The following is a 16,355-nucleotide window of genomic DNA, read 5'->3' as shown; positions in this document are numbered from 1 at the left end:
TCACCCTCCGATGATCACGGTGAAGCAGCCCAGGACGATGCTGCCGCCGTGCGCGGTGGTATCGCCGATACGCGCCGCCGGCTTGCCGCCGATCATCACCGTCGCCGATCCCTTGACGATGCTGTCGGGTGGCCCGACGCACGTGGCCATGTCGCCGAGCACCGCGGCGGGCAGTTTGCCGATCAGCACCGTCGGCACGCAGGGCCCGACGACCGGGCCACCCACATGGGGAATCGGCGGCAGGCCGGGCGTCACCATCGGGCACGTGTGCATATCGGTCAGGCGGGCGGCGGGTGGCATCGGGTTTCCTCAGTTGATCAGGACCATCGCGCCCTTGACCGTGGTCGTCGCGGCGGCGGACAGTTCGGCCGAAGCCGAGCCCTTGCCCGTGAATGCCGCCTGCGCCTCGCAGGTGACGTTCATGCCGGTCGCCTTGAGGTCGGCTGTGGCGTTGATGTCGATGGCGCCGTTCGCGGTGATCGTCACGTTGCCCGTGGCCGTGAGCTTGATATCCGACTTGCTGTCCAGCGCGATACCCGCGCTGGAAAACCTGGCGCTGTTGTTGTGCTGGTCGAGGACGGTAATGGCCTGGTTCTTGTCGTCGAGTACGATCTGGTTGTTGCCGGGCGTGATCACCGTGATGATCTTGTCCTTCTCGTTGAACTCGATCTTGTGCATGCACCTGGTCACGATCGCCTTGGTGTCGTTCTCCGCGGCGATGGCGTAAGGCGGCTGGTGCGAGCTGCTGTAGAGCGAGCCCAATACGACCGGGCTGCTGGGATCGCCGTTCAGATAGCCGACCAGGACTTCGTCGTTGACTTCCGGCAGGAAGAAGGCGCCGAACCCGCTCGAGGCGTGGAATTGCAGCAGTCGAGCCCAGACGCCGGGTGCCGTCGCCTGCATCACGGGAATCTTGACCTGTATCCGTTGCTCGCCCATCGGATCGCCGTCGAGCTTCATCACGACGCCGATCTGCAACCCGCTCACGCCAGGCAACAGGCCGCCGTTGAGCGGCGCCGCGACATCCTCGCGTTCCACGTGCCACTCGGGCCGCATGCCGAATTCGACCTGGGTCGTCCACTGTCCGCCGCCGATCGTGTGCTCGACGGCGGTGACGTAGACCGAACCGCTGAACCGTGCCCCTACCCCGCTCACCTCGATGAGGCTGTCGGGGACCGCCAGCGCGCTGCCCACGAAGCTCATGCGCCCGCGGATGCGCGCCAACGCTGCCTTCTGCTGCGTGGCCTTGGCCCATCCGGTGAGGCTGGCCACGGGCTGCGCCGCGCTTGTCTGCAGCATGTATGTCGCCGGACTGGCGACTTCCGCGAGGGTGGATCCGGTCAGGTTGCCCTGCGGGTTGAGGCTTGCCGGAGCCGCCGAACTGCCCTCGACGATAGCCTGTTGCTTGGGATCCCAGGACACGGCTTGCACCGCCGTGTACTGGCTGCGTGCATCCATGTCCGCCTCGAACGCGATGAGTTCGGTGCCCCAGCCTACCGTCAGCACGGCCGCCCCCGACGTCGTCGGGGTCTTGACGTTCACCGTGCCGGCGTCGACATTCACGAGCAGGCCGTTGGCGTCCGCACGTGCCAGCATGAAGTCCCAGTCGCTGCAGTAGAACTGCACCAGCTCGTCGTAGCTCGTATCGGTCGCGGTCACCGATGCCGTCAGGCCATGGACACCGATCAGGCCGCTGATGATGTCGCTGTCCTTCTGGTTCAGGTAGTTCGCGTTGTTGCGCCCGATGGTCATCTTGGTCGCCTCGTCGCGACACTCCAGCACCAGGCGCGAACTGGCCCTGCCGTCGATCTTCACGCCATGGCGCACCACGATGCCGCTGAAGATCATGGCTTCGTCGTTCCCGTATCCCGCGCTGATCGTCAGCGCCGTGCCCGGAACGAGGGTGGCGGCATCGCTCAGCGCAAAGCTGCCCGTGGGCATGTCGCCGTCGCTCAGCACGATCTCCGCCCACGGGATGCGGTTGATCGCCCGGCGGACCGTCACGCCGACGACGGGCAGGCTCGCCAGCTTCTTGCCGGCGGCCGCGACTGTCAGGCGGATCGGGCCGGGATCGTGGGCGTTGGGCGACTCGGCCATGGATCAGTCCAGCGGAGGGAAATGCAGGGTCAGGCCCGGCGCGAGCGCACGAAACGCCTGCAAGCCGTTGAACCTGGCCACGTCCACGTAGTACCGGCTGTCGCCATAGATGCGATGGCACAGCAGCGGCAGCGTATCGCCATCCCGCACCGTCACCGCGTGGCTGAGGTCGGGCGATTGCATGTCGGCCTCGAGCGCCGCTTCGAGCGGCTTCTTGAAGCCCTGGAACGACATCGTCACCTTGGCGCGCAACGGAGCGCCGCTGGGACGGAACAACGTGAAATCGGTGGAGATACTGGTCGCCCGGCCATAGAAGACCAGCGTTCCCCAGAGGATCTGCACCACGTTGGGTTCGTGCTGCGGGCCGTTGTACTTGTGGATGATCTTGTCCAGCGCGGCGAGCTGGTCCTCGACCTCGGCGGGCAGCTGGATGTTCGAGGGAATCGGCACGGCGCCGGTGCCGTCGAACACCGTGGAGAAATCCAGCGTATCGGGCTGCATCTTCGCGAAGTTGCGCCCGCTGCCGGTATCGCCCATGGGCACGCAACCGCCGAACTCGGTCTGGCGCACCCAGGTCATTTCCGATGGGTTGATCAACAACGAGATCGAGGCGCCGGTCGCCTTGGGCGAATCGCCGCTGATGTCGCAGATGGTGATCTTGAGCTGGGATTTTCCGGAGGACAGGTTCGCCGCCATTTACCGCTCCCGCATCCGTTCCCACTCCATGGCGAACGCCGAGCGCATCTTCTGACGCTCCTGCTGGCCACCGCCACCCGCGCAGTCGTCGCCGCAGTCGCAGTCGTCTTCCGCCGCCGGCCTGGCTTTTCCCGCGCTCTTCGCCAGCGACTTCTCCGCCGCCGAACCCACGTTGGACTTGATTACCATCTGTCGAATTTCGATCGTCACGATCCGGCCTCAATCACTTCGTTGCACGTACTGGTACGCCAGTTCGATGGTTTCCAGCGCCACCTCGTTCTTCGTGGAGTTGAAACTGTCGATCTCCCAGCGGACCGGATAAGCATTCGCGAACGACCATGTCCGCAGGGGATTGGCCTTCGCGTCGAGTAGTTTCACCGTCACGGGCGCCAGCTTGATCGCCACCGACAGGCCGCCTTCGAGGGTGCTCTTGCACCAGCCGACCAGCGGCGAATCGGTAGACGCGACGCCTCGCTTGAGTGTCAGTCGCGTCTGCTTCACCCCGGTGGGCAACTGATGCATGAAGCGGTTTTCGCCGCCCTCACGCAGCTCGTCCACCTCCATGGCCAGTTCCAGGCCGGACACCTCCTGGAACGACGTGTCGACGCTGGCCGAACCGCTGCCGATACTGACGGCGAACTGGAACGCTGCCGGCAGCAGCGCTCCCAGTTTGTCTTCCTGCAGGACATCGGCCGGCCATGCAACGGGATCACCCATTGGCGATCGTCAGGCCCTCGTGCACGATCTCGATGGTCTCGATCGCCACTTCGTTGCCTTGTGCCTTCAGGTCGGTGCCTGTGATCTTGGACGGCCACGCGTTCGCGAGGGTCCATACCATCGTGGGCTTCCCGGCCTCGTCGAGCAGGCTGATCGTCACCGGAACACGCTGGATCGTGTTCATCTTGATCTTGTTGAACCAGTCCCAGAACTTGTTATCACCCTTGAACACGCCCTTCTTCATGGTGACGTTGCTGTACTTCTTCAGCCCGGGCATCTTGATCGTCGTGTAGGCCGGGCTGTCGCCGTGGCGGTACTCGATGGGCTGGGCCTCGACATCCAGGCCGGATATTTCTTCGAAGGACATCACGGCCGAATCCCACTTCACCTGGAAGGAGAACTTGGGCAAGGGCCAAATGCTTGTTGACTGCTGCGAACCATCATCTGCCATGGGAATACTCCATCAATGCATTAAGATTTCTGCATCTGCTGCTGGAAGGTGATCTCGATGAATTCCGCGGGACGCACCATGGCGACCATGACGGTGACACGCAAGATGCCCTCGAGGATGTCGTCCGGCGTCATCGTCTCGCCGAGGCCGCAATACACGCCGAATGCGTCGTCCGGTACGGCGCCGGCGAGTCCGCCGCGCTTCCAGATACTGGTGAGGAAGTTCTGGATCATGCTCTTGATGGTGACCCAGGTATTCGCAACATTCGGCTCGAACACCAGGGCCTTGGCGGCCAACCGGCACGATTCCTCGAGCATGATCATGGTCCGGCGCACGTTGACGTAGCGCCAGTCGAGGCTGTTGCCGTCGAGCGTGCGCGCGCCCCAGACCAGCACGCCTTCGCCGATGAACGAACGGATCGCGTTGATCGACTTGCCCTGGGTGGTGACGTTCAGGTCCTCCTGGTCGACCGCCGAGATCGAGACCGACGGCGACACGACGCCGGAGAGGCTGACGTTGGCCGGGGCTTTCCACACACCGCGGCTGTTGTCGACCATGGTGTAGATGCCAGCCATGGCCGGGCTCGGGGGCATCAGGTTCAGCTTGCCCTTCACCAGTTCCATCACCGTGCCGAACAGCGGGCTGATCGTGCTCAGGGTCTTGTTGAGCAGGGCCTTGTTGGCAAGGATGGCGTCGGCGCTCGGGGCGGGATCGACCTTGCTCCAGTCCTTGGTGACGTCCGCGATGGCCTGGATCTGTTCCTTCTCCTTCATCGAGGCGCCGTCGGGCACGGCCTCGGGCAGGCCCAGTTCGCCGCGCAGCAGCATCTGCAGCACGTCGGCGCTGGCGATGTTCTCGTAGCTCAGCTCCTTGTCGCCGACCACCGTCGTGTTGAGCCACGGGTAGTAGGCCGACGAATAGGCGAGGAAGTTGATGCCGAGGCCGTTGCGAAAAAGATCCACCGGATCGCCGGCAGGATCGTTGCGCGGCTTGTCGCCGCCCCACACGTCGAGGATGGCGACGCGGTTCTTCATCTTCTCGCCGCAGTGCTGCAGCATGGCCTGCTGGAGGCCGATGCATTCCGGCTGCTTGAGCAGCACGGCCTCGGGAATCAGGAGCATGGTAGGCTCCTGCTCCTTCAACAGCTCGTCGATACCTCGCGCGAACTTGTCCGGGTCGAGGTCCGAGGCGTAATCGCCCACCGAGACGATGTAGCACGGGCCACCGCCATTCTGGAAGAAGTGGCGCATGGCGTTGTACAGCGTATAGGCTCCCCCGTCCTTGCCGGCAGGCTGCTGGAGCACGTACTCGGTCGGCTTGTTGTCCTTGCCGAGCGCCTTGAAATCGGCGAGCACCGAGGGATCGGTCTTCTCGACGATATTGAACCGCGGGCTCGGGCCGAAGCCGAAGTACTGGTGGTACTCCGCCATCGAGCTGATGCGCCAGGGCTTGAACGCGAGCGGCTTGCTGCGGTTATCGGCTATCTCGGTATGGCCGATGAATGCGGGAACGGCGGTGGCGACCTCCACCACCGAGTTGGGAAACGCATTCTTTTCGACGATATAGACACCCGGTGTCTTCATTGCACCCATCGCGGGCTCCTGTCTGTGAACTAGCTATGGACAAAGATTTCCGACACGACGGTCGGCTCGCCTTCCACCGTTTCGCGCCACAGGCTCTGTGGCGCGGCACCTGGCAAACGGGAAATCAGGGTTCGTTCGGGCGACGTGGAAACGTCATGCAGCTGGAAGCGCTGTGGCGGGCGCTCCCGCAGCTCGATAGCCGAGGTGGAACGCGCCACCAGGACCGCCTGCCCGTCCGGCAGGAGTTCGCGCTTCACCGCGGTGAACTCCACGTCCCCGCGCGCGTCCACGATCGACAACTCGCGATCCTGCCAGTCGCCCGTGAGCACGTACTTCCAGACGGTGCGCGGGCTGCGCAACCTCAGCCTGTAGCGCGTGTCCGCCGTGGACGACCAAGCGTCGAGGCTGTCGACACCGTCCGGCACGAGAGGCAAGGCGAGCGTGGTCAGCGGTGGATTGACGCGTCCGGGTTCGTTGGCGGCAAGGTCGAGGGCCGCCGCCACGGCGCCGTCGTCTTCGTTTTCCGGGGAGGATGCCGTCACCGGCGCGGTGTAGTAACCGTGCACCGGATCGCCGCAACGCAGGTCGAAGCGGAGCAGGCGTGGCTCGTTGTCCTGCAAGCGTTCGCTCCACATCCCTTCCATCCGGCCATCGTCGACGCCAATGGCCAGGGCGGCATCGTCGTGACGGATGATCGCGCCGAACTGTTTGAGGAAAGCCGCCGTCCCGGCATGCGCCTTGAAGGCGAGGTTGCGTGCGTAACCATCGGCGAAGAAGTCGTGCCGCACTTCCACGCGCATGAGCATGCGAAAGCGCGATGCCGTATTCATGGCCGCGCCTGGGTGTCGACCTGGGAGATCGCGGCGTCCCGACCGCGCACTGCGCCGGACTGCAGCGTGATCATGCGCACCCGGAAGAGAACGGAGGGCATGTAGCGTCCACCGTGGATGCTCCAAAGGCTGTGCATTTCATGACTGCTGAGGTTTTCCATGTTCAGGGCCAATCCCTCCAGCCGCGCATCCATATCCGGCGTATTCTGATGATCGAACGAAGGGTTTCCCTGGAAGTAAGCGATGGCGGCGGAAAGGAATTTCAACGCCTCGGGATAGTGGGTGCCGCTGAAATTGGCGGCGCACATCACCAGGAGGTTCAGGTAAACCGGCGCCGCGCGCTGCATGATGCCGTCGACTCCGCCCCAGGATGCCTCCCGCGGCCGGTGTGCCAGCGTGTCGCGCTCGATGCCACTGAGAAACAGGACGAGCTTGTTCGCCGACGAGGTGACCGGTGTACCACCGATTTCCTGGAGGTTGGAAACGACGACCATATCTTCGGGCACATGAAGCATGCGCCGTAGGTGGCCGTTGAGATGCCTAGCCAACAGATCCATTACCTGGTCGATCACGCGTCCAGCCCCTTTGAACGCTCTCAACGAAACGTCGACCGCTAGGCTACGCCCTCGGCGACGGCCGCCCTATCAGCAGAATGCTGATATTGGGGTTTCGTTTTCTTAGGGCGCGTTCCTAGCCAAGCGACGTCATGCCTTCCTTGACCGCGTAGCGGGTCAGGTCGGCCACGCTGTGGATATTGAGCTTGCGAAACACATGGGAGCGATGCGTCGCGACGGTCTTGGCGCTGATATGCAACCGGGTCGCGACTTCGCGGGTCGAACAGCCCTCGGCGAACAACCGCGTGACTTCCCGTTCGCGCCAGGTCAAGGGCTGGCCGGCCGTATCGCTGGCGGAAGCCTGGCCCGCGCGGCAGGCGTTCATGACCGGAGCCACCAGTTCGCTGCTTAGGAAAACCTGATGCCGATAGGCGTGCCGGATGGCACGGGCCAATTCGCCGTAGCCATTGTTCTTCAGCACATAGCCAAGGGCGCCGGCTTCCAGAGCCTCCAGCACCTGGCCATGCAAGGCCGTGGCGGACAGGCACAGCACACGGCTCGACAGCAGCTCGCCGCGCACTCGCCGAGCCACTTCGATACCGCCCATCATGGACATCGAGACATCGGCGATCACCACGTCGGGTGTGAGCTGGCGGGTCATCCTCAACAATTCCAGTCCATGGCTTGCCTGCCCGACGACCTCGATGTCAGTTTCCTGCTGCAAAAGGGCGATCAAGCCCTCGCGCAACATGGCATGGTCGTCTCCGAGTACCACACGCACTTTCATCGCCCCGCCCTTCCTTCGTCGGTAGTTGCTTGTCTGACAAGGAATACGGCGCGCGTGCCCGGCTTGGTGAAGCCGAGACATAGCTCACGTGACGGTACTGCCCGCTACCCGACGCTGAACTGCAGAAAGGCCGTTCCCCTGCCCTTCTCCGAGTATTAGGCAATCGTGAAGGCGTGCATGGGCAAATTCGGTAAGAACCGTGAAAAGATGTGCCGGCTCGTCATGGAACCGGCATCAGGAATCGAATCGAAATCGGAGCGGTGAAGTCGGTGGCCCTGGCGAAGTCTCGCCGACGATGCAGGGCAAATTACCGCACGTCGCTGGGACAGCAGGCGGTGAAGGCACCAGGCTATCGCGAGGTGATGCGGGTGCAGACGGCCGCTTTGCCGAAGTAGGATGCCCTCGAAACCTTGACGACAGCCATGTTTAACGAACAAGGAAGGGATGAGCATGAGATTCACGATCTTTGGTGGGGCACCCATGAAGCACGGAATACGGGCGCTTTGCCTTGTTGCATCTATCGGTTGCGCAAGCGCGCAGTCGACAATCAGCTCGAAAGCCCCGCTGGCATCTGTATTCGACGAATACTCGGCCGCGGCGGGTCAAGGTAACTTATCTGCCGCATCGGAGCTTTTCGAAAAGTCGCGAGATTGCCTCCTTGTTCACCGTATCGACTCGACAACGACATGGCTACAAAGTCTGAGTACGGCGCAGAGGGATAGCATCCTGGAGGGCACGCGCCTCGATAAATCAAGGGCGTCCAAGCGCCGCGCCGAAGCATCAAGGGCCATGTGCCGGGGTTCCGAAAGCAAAGTCACGACGAGCACCATTTACGATATCGCGCTTACCGCTGCGCGATTGGGTGATGTCTCGGCGAGCGCCTGCTTTATGGCGTCGTTATGGCCGGTTTCAAATTCCGATGTGGATAGGACAAAGGCCGCGCAATACAAGAGTTCAGCCGAATATCTTGCAACCCACATGATCGAAAAAGGCGACTGGAACTTTGTTCAAGCCATGATAATCGCGTCGGCACCCGGTTTGCGCGCCGGATATGCTGCGTACATCCAAAGCGATGACGCTGCAGCACAGTTGCGCTACTCGAAGCTTCTGCGTCTCGGAGTCGAGCCCAACAGCGAAGACGCAAAGAATCTCGACCGGTCGATCAGCATTCTATCTGACCGTTTACAGCCAGAAGAGATTGGGAAAGCCGATGAGTGGGCACATGGCATGTTCGCCCGCTACTACATATCCCAACCGCGACCCACAGTTCTCTCCGCTTGCGATGCGTAAGACCAAAAGGAGAGACAGACCATGCGTGGACTTATGGCGACGCGCAGACCCATCCGCTCGGTATATGTCCGCGATCCGGACCTGAACCTGATCGAGATATCGAGTATCTCTAAACCGATCGTGGTTCAGGTCCGGAACGTCTCCCGACAAGCCGGCTCTCAATCCAGCTTGTAGTCGAACGTAATGAACATCTCCCGCCCGTTGTACTCATCCGCCGTCTGCCCCGTCGTGACGAACTCGAACCCGCCGGCGTAATAAGGAATCGACCCGACCTTGTTGAAGATGTTCGACACCGTGAACTTCAGGTGGGTCTCCGGATTGATCTGCAAACCGACCGAGCCGTTCCAGGTGATCCACACCGGCGTCCTGCCCTTGTACGTCGTGTCGGCGACGTTGACCTGATTGCCGTCGAGCGTCACCTGGCAGATACCCGTGGCGAGGGTCTCGCCGCCATTGGGTACGGTGACCATGCCGGGCTGGATGCCATTTGGCAGTACGTTGCAGCCGTCATAGTTGGGGGCGCGCATGCTCCCTTCACGTACGCCGGAGATCGATACGTTCCACGGGCCCTTGCTCCAGTCGCCGATCCAGGTGACCCTGCTCGCCACGTTCTGGTAACGCGTGTTCTGCAGTTCATCGGATGCCAGCACGCGTTGCTTGTACGACAGGTTGTCGGTGTAGTTGATGCCGGCCCGGAAGTCGCCGTGCGTGTCGGTATGAAACTTGTAGTCCAGCGACGCATCGATACCGCCCACGTAGAGCGAGGCCTCGTTGATCGGCCCGGACTGCACCGAGACGATCTGGCCGGCGGCATTGCGCTTCACCATCTGGGTCACCATCTGGCAATACGCCGAATCCGGTACGTGCGCCGTATAGGGTGAGAGTCCGGAGGTACCGTTCGGCTTGACGCCGGTAAGACAGCCAGCCTCGTCGTTCAGCACGGTGTTCTGGTCCAGATACTGGATGGCGTTGTCCACGCCCATGTGCCAGTAGTCGGCGGACACGGACAAGCCTTGCACGCCCGGAACCTGCCAAACGAAGCCATAGGTCCACGAATGGCCGGTCTGCGGCAGCAGCAGTCGGCTGCCATTCGTATACAACGTGTAGTACTGCGACGTCGGCCGCTGGACCTGGTTGCACCACGTATTGTTGTTCTGCCCGGCCTTGATGGCGTTAACGCACTGCAAAGGATCGATGTAATCACCCACGGGCGAGGTGGAGCCGGTCAGGTAGATGGCCTGCATGTCCGGCGCCTTGAAGTTGGTGCCGTAGCTGCCACGAAGCAGAAGACCGTCGTACGGGCGCCACTCGATGCCCGAGCCCCAGGTACGGGCGACGTCGGCGCTGCTGGCGTCGTTGTACTTGTCCAGGCGGCCGGAGATGGTCCAGGTCACCGCATTGAGCAAGGGCACGCGGAACTCGGTACCGAGCGAATACCGCTGGCGGGTACCGCCACCGGTGAGGTAGGCGCCGAAGGGATTCTGGAAGGTAGCCGGGTCCGCGGCGCGCGGATCGGGCGAGAGCTTGAAGCCGTTGTGTGCCGCTTCGAGCACCGATGCCCATCCCATCGGCTCATCCACCCACGGGAACTTGAACAGGTCGCCATTGAGGCGCAACTGCGCCTGGTCCAGCCACGAAGACGAGGTGTTCTCACCGTTCACCGCGAACTGGCTGTATTGCTGCGGTGTGATGGGGTTCCACCATTGCTGCCAGTTCATGGCGTAGATGGGCAAGCCATCGGCCGTGGTGCCCTGCTGCTTGCCGAGGAAGAAGTTGTTCATCGCCTGGGCGTTGTAGCCCGTGAAGTCTTCGCGGACGGTGTACTTCTGGCTGTTGAGGTTCAGGTCCCAATGGAAGGCGCCGTCGAACACGGTGCCACGCAAGCCGGTCTGCAAGTTCCAGTTCTGTTCGCGATCATGGGTATTGGCCGACGTGCCGATCTCCTGCGCGGTCAACTGGCGGATGGCCTGGTTGATGACCTGCCCGGTGGTCTGGTCGTAGAACTGGCCGGTACCGAAGACATTCAACTGGGTGTTGGAAATACCCACCGTCCGGTATAGCGCCGCGGACCCGTACAGTTGCAGGCCATTCTTGAAGTCATACTCGCCGGACACGTAACCGTTGTTGCTGCGGCTGCCGGGCGTCAGCACCCAGTTCTGGAACAGCGCGGGCTGCGAGCAGTAATAGCCATTGTTCGTCACGCTGGCAATCTGGGTGCCGTTGGTGGTGACCGTATGCGACTGGCTCAGCTGGGAATTGGTGAACTTCCCGCAGGTTCCCGCCGGTGGCGTGATGTACTGGCCATTGCCGTTCATGGCGGAAAGGGCCACGGCGCCGGCCGCGTCGTACTGGTAGCCGAACATGCGTGCCGCCGGCCCCCAGGCACCATAGCCAGCATCGGACACCGAGTCCTGATACGGACGATCCATGCCCCAGAGTGCCGTGCGGTTGGACTTCTCCAGGTTGTAGACGACATGCCAGTTGCTGCCGGACTTTCCACCGAAGAAGTTGATGTCCCCATACGCGCGACCACCGCGCGTGGCGCCGCCACCGGTCACCTGCAGGTCGTCACCCTGGTAGTTCTTTTTCAGGATCACGTTCACCACGCCAGCCACCGCGTCCGATCCGTAGATCGACGAGGCGCCGGAGGCGAGGATCTCGACATGGTCGATCATGCCGGTGGGGAGGTTGTTGTAGTTCTGGAAGTTGCTCTGCTTGTTCAACGGCTGCGGGTAATCGACGATACGATGTCCATCGATCATGAGCAGGCTGAAGCCCGGGCCCAGGCCGCGCAGGTTGACCGAGCGCGCATTGACCGAACTGGAACCCCATGCCGCGGAATCCGATATCTGCTGGCCCACCTGCGGCAGCGAATCGAGGAATTCCCACAGCGTGGTGAAGCCCTGCTGTTTGATTTGCTCGCCCGTGATGGAGATCACGGGAGCGGGCCCCTCGACCTCCACGCGCGGGATCATCGAACCAGTGACCGTGACCTCCTTCAGCTCGACGGCCTTGTCGGCGCTGCCGGGCGCGGTCGACTGCGCGTAAACATGCGGCGCGATAAGCGCGAGCGCGACGGAACTGACGATCATTCCGCGCCGCAAACGAATTCTGTTCATGAGTGGTCCTCCCCCCACGGGAGCGTTGATCTGGTGAGTGTTGTTTTTCTTGTGCTGCGCCAAGCCACAAGGTGCGCGGGACAGCGACCCTCCTCGCCACCCCCGTCCTTGCTTTCCGTCCATTCGCAAGAAAGTGCATATACGAACTATATGTTCATATATGTCACAAAGAGCCTTATAGACCGAATTAAGATCGATGCAAGTTGCGATGCAACAAACGCCGGACACGAACGGGAAACACATGTTCGCGCGCGGAAGCAATACGAATTCAGGCTTTCGCCGGGCTTTCCAGCGGGGGGCTTCAGCCCATGGCTCGCGGCTTCGCGCCGGGCCTCACGGGTCGATTTTCGTGGGGTCGATAACGACATGTCGCATGCGTTTTCGCTCCCAGGTATAGAAAATGTGGACGAGGCCATCCCTCGTTTGAATGACCGCAGGGTAGGAATACTCGTTGCCCGGCTTGTCTTCGAGCGTGAGGACCCTCTTCCATCGCACGGCCCCCTTACTGAGGGCGATGGCCAGGGTGCCCCGGCCGTCCCACCAGTTCGGGCCGGGCCGGCCTGGGTTGTAGACCAGCAAGTAGCGGCCGTCCACGAGCGATACCGCATCGACGCCGGCGTTGGGATTGTCGACGTCCAATAGGCGCAACGGTAACCAATGGCGCCCGCCGTCCGATGAGCGGGTCTGGAAGAGCTTGCCTTGGCGGGTGCGCCCGATCGCTACCAACTCGTCTTGCGGCCCGACCAGCAGGCTCGGTTGAATGGCATCGATGCCGTTCGCCGGCACATCGCCGCTTGTCGACCATGTCTTGCCGTCGTCGCTGGATCGCTCGAAATGAATATGCCAGCCACCCTCCTCCGTACTCGATGGACTGACGATCGTCCCATCGGCCAGTTGGATCGGCTTGTTCTTGATCGGGCCAAGGATGCCCGGCGGTAACCGGCGCGGTGTCGACCAATGCCCGCCATCATCGCGGGACGTCATGAGCATGCCCCACCAATGCGAAGGGTCCGGTCCGATCTTGTAGAAAAGCATGAGCGTGCCCGACGCGGATCGGAACAGCACGGGGTTCCATGTCGGCAGGCGCGTCCCGTCCGCTTGCATGCCAGTGGCGACTTCCCTCGGCGACGACCAGTGGCCTTCGACGCATCGCGCCACCCAGATGCCAACACTTGGGTCACGCTCCTCCTTTCCACCGAACCAGGCCGCGACCAGCCCATGGTCGGTTTCTACGATCGTGCCCGCGTGGCTCTGTGGCGTCGGTGCGGGATCGGCGACGAATTCGCTGGCCACCACGGGTGACGTGTCACCGCCGAACACCGAAAGCGGCATCAGTAGAAGAAGCAGGAAGACTGTTTTCATTGCCGACTGCACGCCTGCCGTATCCCCCGGTTCTATTGTGGCCTCACCTGCCCGCCCTGAGACGACGAATTGATCCACATCAAGGCCTCGGAGGTACCGTTATGTATCGTATTGAAGCGTCGCGGCGCAACCAGATAGGCGGGTGGCAAGGGGTAATCCACCATTTACTCCTCTATGAGAGGACGGAGCGATGCGCCGCATCGAACGCTACTGGGCGGAACATCCGGCCGACGTACTAGCGACCATGGAAAGCGGCGGAGATGGACTCTCAAGCACGGCTGCGGCGGCGCGGCTGGAGGAATGCGGAAGCAACACGCTGGCCGGGCGTACAGGACATCCGATGTTGCGACTATTGCTAAGTCGCTTCACCAATCCACTCGTAGTCATCCTGATCGTCGCCGCCGTCATCTCGCTGCTCGCACGCGAATGGGCAGATGCGCTGATCATCATGGGCATCGTCCTGTTGACTGCAGTGCTGAGCTTCGTCCAGGAATACCGGGCATCCATCGCGATCGATGCGTTGCGGCGCCGCGTGAGCATCACGGCATGCGTGATTCGCTCCGGAAGGCGCACGGTGGTACCCGCCGAAAGCATCGTACCCGGCGACATCGTAGAGCTATCCGCTGGCGCCCTTGTACCAGCGGACTGCCTGTTACTCACGTCGCGTGACTGCTTCGTTGATCAGGCCGCGCTCACCGGCGAAAGCCTGCCGGTGGAAAAACTTCCCGACTTGGTTGCGGCGGATTCCGGACTTGCTGAGCGAACGAATAGCGTGTTCATGGGTACGTCGGTGCGCAGCGGTTGGGCAAGCGCCGTGGTCGTCAACACAGGAAAGTCGACGGTGTTCGGCAGCATTGCCGGCAGCTTGGCCTCGAGACCGCCAGAGACCGAATTCGAGCGCGGCCTGCGTCGATTCGGAGGATTCCTGATCCGCATGATGTTCACGGTGGTCATCATCGTGCTCGGGGCAAATATCCTGCTGCACCGACCAACGATCGACACGCTGCTGTTTGCCGCCGCCATTGCGGTCGGGCTATCCCCGGAACTGCTGCCTGCCATACTTGCTATCACGCTTTCCCACGGCGCGCGAGCCATGGCGAGGGAGGGCGTTATCGTAAAGCGGCTTGATGCGATAGAGAACCTGGGTTGTATGGACGTGCTATGCACGGATAAGACCGGGACACTGACACGTGGCGTTATCGGCCTGGATGGAGCCGTCGATCCGCGCGGCCAGCCGTCGGATGACGTGCTCCGCCTCGCCACACTGAATGCACAGTTGCAGTCGGGCATCCACAATCCGCTCGATGAAGCTATCGTTTCACGGGGGACGCAACTCGAGACACCTGGCGAGGTGCCAGCGAAGATCGACGAAATTCCCTACGACTTCCAGCGACGCCGGGTAAGCATCGTCATCACCGAGCCTACCGGACCCGAAGTCCGCATGGTGACGAAGGGTGCAGTGGCAAACGTCCTTGAAACATGTGCTTCTCTTCGCGTCGATCAACAAGACGTCGCGCTGGATGCAACGATCGGGGCCGAACTGACACAGCGATTCGTTGACTGGAGCAAGCAAGGCTTTCGTGTTCTGGCGATTGCCGCAAAGCGACTTCAACGGAAGGACCGTTACGATGCAACTGATGAAGTCGCCATGACGCTCGTCGGCTTCCTCCTTTTTCTCGATCCACCAGAAATTCAGGCAGCGTCTGCACTTAAAGCGCTGGGTGCGCTGGGTGTATCGGTAAAAGTCATTACCGGCGATAACCGCTTCGTCGCCACCCATGTCGCCGAGGCCATCGGTATGCCAGTGGACGGGATGCTAACCGGATCCGACTTGCGACAGCTCACCGACGAGGCCCTGTGGCAAAGGGCGCCAGCCACAAATGTGTTCTCGGGGATCGAGCCAAACCAGAAAGAGCGCATCATCACCGCCCTTCGCAAGAGCGGCCACGTCGTCGGTTACCTTGGCGACGGCATCAATGACACGCCGGCACTGCACGCCGCCGATGTCGGCATATCGGTGGACACAGCCGTCGACGTGGCAAAGGAGGCCGCCGATTTCGTCCTTCTCGAGCACGACCTCGACGTGATCTGCCGAGGTATCAACGAGGGCAGGCATGCGTTCGCGAACACCATCAAGTACATCTTTATCGCGACGAGCAGCAACTTTGGCAACACGATCGGCATGGCCTTGGCGTCGATCTACCTGCCGTTCCTCCCACTGCTGGCAAAACAGATCCTCCTGAACAATTTCCTGGGAGATGTTCCTTCCATGGGCATTGCCGGCGACCATGTCGACCGTGAATGGGCGCACGCACCGCACCGCTGGGACATCCGACTGATCCGTCGCTCGATGTTCACGTTCGGACTGAGCAGCACCGCATTCGATTTACTCACTTTTGCGGTACTTCTCGCCGTATCAGGAGGCAATCACGAGATATTCCGCACCGGCTGGTTCGTCGAGTCCCTGCTCACCGAGTTGTGGGTGCTTCTGGTGATTCGCACCCCCAGACCGTTTTACCGAAGTCGCCCCGGTCGCTTCCTCGCATGGGGTGTGTCAACCATGACGGTTGTGGCGGTTTCCCTTCCCTACCTTCCTGGCGTAAGGGTGCTCGGCTTCGTGCCTCTTTCCTTGCCATTGCTGGCCACCATCCTGCTCATCAGCCTGCTGTATGTGGCATGTGCGGAAGTGATCAAACGCCCGGTGTACCGGCGCCTGAGCGGTACGCCGTCGAGAACCGGCGGCATATACGTTTCACGGCGTCGCCCCTTAGGTTGATCCCGGTCAATGTCCCGAGCCGAGCGCGTCGTACGCTGGTTGCTCCATCACGTACGAAGACAGTCGGTAACAGCCAACTCGATCCTTAGGAGG

14 protein-coding genes are annotated in these 16,355 nt (G+C 61.9%); 2 read left to right on the top strand and 12 right to left on the bottom strand.

Annotation, left to right across the window (positions count from 1 at the left end; all coding sequences use genetic code 11):
- From J2T07_RS01875 to J2T07_RS01830, 10 genes are all read right to left on the bottom strand, one after another.
- Positions 1 to 300 carry a PAAR domain-containing protein gene (locus J2T07_RS01875; protein WP_306846866.1) on the bottom strand — a complete coding sequence of 100 codons (300 nt, stop codon included), beginning with the start codon at positions 298 to 300 and terminating at the stop codon, positions 1 to 3.
- A gap of 9 nt (positions 301 to 309) precedes the next feature.
- Positions 310 to 2,097 carry a type VI secretion system tip protein VgrG gene (gene vgrG / locus J2T07_RS01870; RefSeq protein ID WP_306846865.1) on the bottom strand — a complete coding sequence of 596 codons (1,788 nt, stop codon included), beginning with the start codon at positions 2,095 to 2,097 and terminating at the stop codon, positions 310 to 312.
- Positions 2,098 to 2,100: 3 nt separating this feature from the next.
- Entirely contained in the window at positions 2,101 to 2,793 is a 693-nt protein-coding gene (locus tag J2T07_RS01865) for a LysM peptidoglycan-binding domain-containing protein (protein ID WP_306846864.1), read from the bottom strand.
- A complete protein-coding gene (locus J2T07_RS01860; protein ID WP_345783954.1) occupies positions 2,794 to 2,982 on the bottom strand; it encodes a hypothetical protein in 189 nt (62 codons plus the stop codon). It lies immediately after the preceding gene.
- 30 nt (positions 2,983 to 3,012) lie between these two features.
- Positions 3,013 to 3,510 (bottom strand): phage tail protein, encoded by a 498-nt coding sequence (locus tag J2T07_RS01855; protein ID WP_306846862.1) that lies wholly within the window; start codon positions 3,508 to 3,510, stop codon positions 3,013 to 3,015.
- A complete protein-coding gene (locus tag J2T07_RS01850) occupies positions 3,503 to 3,919 on the bottom strand; it encodes a phage tail protein (RefSeq protein WP_306846861.1) in 417 nt (138 codons plus the stop codon). The genes J2T07_RS01855 and J2T07_RS01850 overlap by 8 nt, the downstream gene beginning before the upstream one ends.
- 62 nt (positions 3,920 to 3,981) lie before the next feature.
- On the bottom strand, positions 3,982 to 5,553 hold the full coding sequence (locus tag J2T07_RS01845; RefSeq protein WP_306846860.1) for a phage tail sheath family protein: 1,572 nt from the start codon (positions 5,551 to 5,553) through the stop codon (positions 3,982 to 3,984).
- A 20-nt stretch (positions 5,554 to 5,573) separates the two neighbouring features.
- The gene (locus J2T07_RS01840; protein ID WP_306846859.1) at positions 5,574 to 6,374 is read right to left on the bottom strand and encodes a hypothetical protein; all 801 of its coding nucleotides are present in this window, start codon (positions 6,372 to 6,374) and stop codon (positions 5,574 to 5,576) included.
- The gene (locus J2T07_RS01835) at positions 6,371 to 6,946 is read right to left on the bottom strand and encodes a DUF4255 domain-containing protein (RefSeq protein ID WP_306846858.1); all 576 of its coding nucleotides are present in this window, start codon (positions 6,944 to 6,946) and stop codon (positions 6,371 to 6,373) included. The genes J2T07_RS01840 and J2T07_RS01835 overlap by 4 nt, the downstream gene beginning before the upstream one ends.
- A 118-nt stretch (positions 6,947 to 7,064) precedes the next feature.
- Positions 7,065 to 7,715 (bottom strand): response regulator, encoded by a 651-nt coding sequence (locus tag J2T07_RS01830; RefSeq protein WP_306846857.1) that lies wholly within the window; start codon positions 7,713 to 7,715, stop codon positions 7,065 to 7,067.
- Positions 7,716 to 8,165: 450 nt separating this feature from the next.
- Between J2T07_RS01830 and J2T07_RS01825 the strand changes: the two genes are divergently transcribed.
- Positions 8,166 to 9,005, top strand: coding sequence for a hypothetical protein (locus J2T07_RS01825; protein ID WP_306846856.1), 840 nt, complete (start codon positions 8,166 to 8,168; stop codon positions 9,003 to 9,005).
- Between the two features lie 158 nt (positions 9,006 to 9,163).
- Here the strand turns inward: J2T07_RS01825 and J2T07_RS01820 are convergent, their stop codons facing one another.
- Entirely contained in the window at positions 9,164 to 12,124 is a 2,961-nt protein-coding gene (locus tag J2T07_RS01820) for a TonB-dependent receptor plug domain-containing protein (protein ID WP_306846855.1), read from the bottom strand.
- A gap of 333 nt (positions 12,125 to 12,457) precedes the next feature.
- Positions 12,458 to 13,498: a sialidase family protein gene (locus J2T07_RS01815; protein WP_306846854.1), complete on the bottom strand. Its 1,041-nt coding sequence runs from the start codon at positions 13,496 to 13,498 to the stop codon at positions 12,458 to 12,460.
- 178 nt (positions 13,499 to 13,676) lie between these two features.
- Between J2T07_RS01815 and mgtA the strand changes: the two genes are divergently transcribed.
- Complete coding sequence (mgtA, locus tag J2T07_RS01810; RefSeq protein WP_306846853.1) at positions 13,677 to 16,262, top strand: magnesium-translocating P-type ATPase; 2,586 nt, start codon at positions 13,677 to 13,679, stop codon at positions 16,260 to 16,262.
- The last annotated feature ends 93 nt before the right edge of the window (positions 16,263 to 16,355 follow it).

Source organism: Luteibacter jiangsuensis (genome assembly GCF_030812295.1).
GTDB classification, from domain to species: domain Bacteria; phylum Pseudomonadota; class Gammaproteobacteria; order Xanthomonadales; family Rhodanobacteraceae; genus Luteibacter; species Luteibacter jiangsuensis_A.
The sequence above is the reverse complement of the archived record's forward strand: the minus strand, read 5'-3'. Positions and strand labels throughout refer to the sequence as shown.

Excerpts from the sequence above, each read along its gene's own strand:
- mgtA (WP_306846853.1), top strand. The coding sequence starts at position 13,677 with ATGCGCCGCATCGAACGCTACTGGGCGGAACATCCGGCCGACGTACTA.
- J2T07_RS01825 (WP_306846856.1), top strand. The coding sequence starts at position 8,166 with ATGAGATTCACGATCTTTGGTGGGGCACCCATGAAGCACGGAATACGG.
- J2T07_RS01820 (WP_306846855.1), bottom strand. The coding sequence starts at position 12,124 with ATGAACAGAATTCGTTTGCGGCGCGGAATGATCGTCAGTTCCGTCGCG.
- J2T07_RS01875 (WP_306846866.1), bottom strand. The coding sequence starts at position 300 with ATGCCACCCGCCGCCCGCCTGACCGATATGCACACGTGCCCGATGGTG.
- J2T07_RS01855 (WP_306846862.1), bottom strand. The coding sequence starts at position 3,510 with ATGGGTGATCCCGTTGCATGGCCGGCCGATGTCCTGCAGGAAGACAAA.
- vgrG (WP_306846865.1), bottom strand. The coding sequence starts at position 2,097 with ATGGCCGAGTCGCCCAACGCCCACGATCCCGGCCCGATCCGCCTGACA.
- J2T07_RS01860 (WP_345783954.1), bottom strand. The coding sequence starts at position 2,982 with ATGGTAATCAAGTCCAACGTGGGTTCGGCGGCGGAGAAGTCGCTGGCG.
- J2T07_RS01840 (WP_306846859.1), bottom strand. The coding sequence starts at position 6,374 with ATGAATACGGCATCGCGCTTTCGCATGCTCATGCGCGTGGAAGTGCGG.
- J2T07_RS01865 (WP_306846864.1), bottom strand. The coding sequence starts at position 2,793 with ATGGCGGCGAACCTGTCCTCCGGAAAATCCCAGCTCAAGATCACCATC.
- J2T07_RS01845 (WP_306846860.1), bottom strand. The coding sequence starts at position 5,553 with ATGGGTGCAATGAAGACACCGGGTGTCTATATCGTCGAAAAGAATGCG.
- J2T07_RS01830 (WP_306846857.1), bottom strand. The coding sequence starts at position 7,715 with ATGAAAGTGCGTGTGGTACTCGGAGACGACCATGCCATGTTGCGCGAG.